The sequence below is a fragment of the Streptomyces europaeiscabiei genome (assembly GCF_001550375.1).
GTDB lineage: Bacteria > Actinomycetota > Actinomycetes > Streptomycetales > Streptomycetaceae > Streptomyces > Streptomyces europaeiscabiei.
In genome coordinates, this window is sequence record NZ_LRTR01000002.1 from 1 (window position 1) to 3,524 (window position 3,524).

Annotated in this window: 4 protein-coding genes; all 4 read right to left on the minus strand. The window is 69.6% G+C overall.

Annotated features, from left to right (window positions below):
• Positions 1–1,615: glycosyltransferase 87 family protein (locus AWZ10_RS00045; RefSeq protein ID WP_425264471.1), on the minus strand; the 1,615-nt coding region annotated here is incomplete at its 3' end.
• Positions 1,616–1,703: 88 nt separating this feature from the next.
• Positions 1,704–2,108: a transposase gene (locus AWZ10_RS55665; protein WP_107084603.1), complete on the minus strand. Its 405-nt coding sequence runs from the start codon at positions 2,106–2,108 to the stop codon at positions 1,704–1,706.
• Positions 2,109–2,130: 22 nt separating this feature from the next.
• Positions 2,131–2,844 carry a ribosome-inactivating family protein gene (locus tag AWZ10_RS00050; protein ID WP_060890112.1) on the minus strand — a complete coding sequence of 238 codons (714 nt, stop codon included), beginning with the start codon at positions 2,842–2,844 and terminating at the stop codon, positions 2,131–2,133.
• Between the two features lie 479 nt (positions 2,845–3,323).
• A partial coding sequence (locus AWZ10_RS52800) for a hypothetical protein (protein ID WP_208618422.1) occupies positions 3,324–3,524 on the minus strand: 201 nt, incomplete at its 5' end.

Sequence of the window (3,524 nt, forward strand, 5' to 3'; positions counted from 1 at the left end):
GCGGGGCCAGCGGGTAGAAGAAGAAGCCGACGAGCGCGAGGACCGTGGTGAGGCCGATGGCCGTGCGGGCCCAGCGGTAGTCGGCGGGGCGGCGCCAGTAGAGGACACCGAGGACGGTCAGCGGGACCACGAAGTGGAACGACGTGTAGTAGAAGTCGAAGAAGCCCCGCAGCCAGCCGATCCCGACCACCGTGTGGTTGAACCAGTGCTCGATGTCGATGAACAGGGCCTTCTCGACCGCGAGGACCTGCCCGGCGTGCTCCTCGGCGACGGCCCGGCTGCCGGTGGCCTCCAGGCGGGTGCGCTGGTAGGCGGCGTAGGTGGCGCGGATCAGCAGCAGTTCGAGGAGCAGGTTGGGACGGGTCGCCACCCGGCGCAGCAACGGGGCCCGGGTGAAGCGGGTCTGCGCCTTCGGGGCGTACTCCGTGGGGATCGGCGCCCGGAAGTACTCCGAGGTACGGGACAGGAACGGCACGACGAGCGCGGCGGTGAGCGCTGCCAGCAGGACCACGTTGTCACGCACCGGGTGCAGAACGCCCACGTTCGGCACCATCATCTTCGCGGGCAGCGTCATCACCAGGACGACGGCGACCGGCCACACGTACCGCGCCGAGGCCTTCCTGCCGACCCGGCCGACCACCGCGAGCAGCACCCACAGCAGCTGGTGCTTCCAGGACGTCGGCGAGACGGCGACCACGACACAGCCGGTGAGGGCGACCGCGAGCAGCAACTGTCCGTCGCGGGCGTAGTGGATGGCCCTCCGCATGCCGAGTGCGGCGACGGCGGCGGCCAGCGCGAAGAAGACGACGATCTCCAGCGGGCCCGTGAGGCCCAGCCGGAGCAGCGCGCCGTGCAGGGACTGGTTGGCGAGGTCGTCCGCCCGGCCGCCGAGGCCGACCCCGGCCAGGTGGTGCACCCAGTAGGCGTACGAGTCGTGCGGCATCACCGCCCAGGCCAGCGTGGTGGCCCCGGCGAACGTGATCCCGGTGCTCGCGGCGGCCCGGCGGCGGCCGGTGAACCACAGCAGCGGCACGAACAGCAGCACGGTCGGCTGGAAGGCCGCGGCGAGCCCTATGCAGACCCCGCTGGCGCGCTCGCCCCGGACCGCGAAGCAGCCCGCCAGGACGAGCAGGACGGGGAGGATGCTGGTCTGGCCCAGATACAGCGTGTTGCGCACCGGCAACGACAGCATCAGCAGGGTGACCGCGACGGGGGCCGCGAGCAATGCCGTGCGGCGGGTGACGGGCTGGGGCAGGGCGCGGGCGGCGACCAGGCCGAGGGCGACGACCAGGAGGAGGGTGCCGAAGGTCCACCCCCAGCCGAGCGCCTGTTCCGTCGCACGGGTGAGGGGCTTGAGGACGAGGCCGCCGAACGGCGTACCGGCGAACCGCGTCGAGTCGTACAGCGAACCCGTGACATGCAGGACACCGTCCGGTCCGACCCAGGTCTCCAGGTCGGTCAGCCGCTCCCCACTGGCCGTGTGCAGCACGACCGCGATCTGCCGCGCCGCCAGGACCGCGGCGACCAGCCAGAGCACGACGCGAACCGTCCCCAACCGGGCCGCCGCACCCGTGCCCACGGCACCGCCCGGTCTGCCCTGCTCCGCGTTCGCCACGCCCTGCCGTCCCTCCGGCATCGTTCGCCGCCCCATGGAAATGCTCGCACCGCCCTTGTCGTCAGACGGGGGCACCCCCCGCTTCACCTCACAGCCGCCCAGGTTTGGGGTGCGTCCCCCTTTGAGAGGGAGCCGGCGGTGGATCGGTGCGGGCGCCAGCAGCATGCTGGTGCGCCCGCACGATGGTGGAGTCGACCGAGATGTCCCAGTCGATCTCGCCCGCAGCGTCAGCCTGGGCTTGGACCTGCTGGAGCAGGCGCTCCCAGGGCCCGTCGGCCGACCACAATCGGTGTGGCCTGCACACGGTCTTCCACGGACCGGACCGTTCGGGCAGGTTACGCCGCTGAGCGCCTGTCCATACCTGGCGCGGAATCCCGTCGATCATCTGCCGGGTGATGCCGCCACCTGCCACAACGCCTGTGGCTGAGCGGCAGGAACGGCCGCAGTCGTTCCCACTCGGCATCCGCCAGATCACCCCGGCCCCTGTCCACATCAACGATCCCAACGCGCAGTGCTCACATGCGACCGGACGAGTCCTGGTTGCACATCAGGCCTACCTCCTGTGCGGTGAGGAAGACCTCGGACCCGTTGTCCATGCCGCTCGCGATGTGGTTGGCGATGGGGCGGAACCGTGAGGCCTCGGAGATGGCGATGATGTAGCGCAGCATGCCGCGCGCCTGGGCGGTGCGGTCGGTGCCTCCGATGCCGAGGTCTTTGAGGCTGCTCTCGAGGCTGGACCCGCTCAGATTGACGGCGGCCAGCGACTGGTTCGCGACGCGGGTGAGGGCGTCGTAGTCCTCTTTGCCGAGGAACCAGTTGTCGTGGGTGGCGTCGTCCTTGTGGGGGACGTCGGAGGTGAGGTTCAGGACGAAGTCGTGTGAGGTGTCACTGGAGAAGAACCGCACGACGTAGAAGTCGCTGAGCCGTACGGTCGCATGCACCGTGGGGGCTCGGTTGCCGCTACTGATCACAATGTCGGCGAAACTCCGGCTCTCCGGGGTGTCGGTGACGGCGAGGTTCATCCCGGTGTCGGCGTTGGTCGTGTGGCGGCCGTCGGCGGAGGTTGCGGCGAGCTTCCGCAACTGGTCGAGCATGGTCAGGTAGGCGCCCGGGCCGCGGTTGATATCCCAGCGGACCTGTGGGGAGCCGACGTGCTTCTTGCCGACGAAGGGCACCAGGAATCCGAGGAGGACGGACAAAGTGACCGCGGCCAGGACGCTGATGGGCAAGGTGTGCTCCGGAACCGTTCGACGTGCAGCGATGTCACGACCGACGCTCACAGCCGGGAAGTTGTTTTACAGCCCCCTTTTGCCACCGCAGACAATTCCGGAGGGTCGAGTTCCAATTGCTTGTCCGGATATGGGGTTTTCGTCGCTTCCTGTGTCTGCCTCACTGGCGTTCACCCCCGAGACCACGACTGTGGACGCGAGCAGTGCGCGCAAGCGACGGGTCGCGGAACTCGCCACGCAGCCCGCTATCGACACCTGTGAGGAACATCTGGCGCTCGACACGCTGATGCAGGGCGCCACCGGCGTACGGGGGCTGCACGGCAACCTGCACGATGCCCTGCCCGCCTCTTCGTGCCGGTGGGGCCGAAGCCCTCGCCCGCGCGCTTGCGCCGCCGCACGTTTCCCGGAGCGATGGCGGCGCCGGCCAGGCCACGGCAGTGAGAAACAGGCTGCAGGAGTCGTTCGGGCAGCAGTTGGTGTCAGCGACCGGCGGAAGCGTCCGACCCCGGGTCCTCGTCCCGGCGAGGAATGTGACGGGAGGGCGGGTACGCGTCGTACCGGGGCAAGTCCTGTGCTGGATCGAGGTCGGACGGCATGGGCTGGTGCAGGCGGTACTCGGCGTACTGGGCAGCCGACCCGGCACTTTCATGATCCACGGAGACGGTCAGTGGCAGACCCGC

What these genes read in the sequence shown, in the direction of transcription:
- AWZ10_RS55665 (WP_107084603.1), bottom strand. Translation starts at nt 2,108, where the DNA reads ATGTGGACAGGGGCCGGGGTGATCTGGCGGATGCCGAGTGGGAACGAC.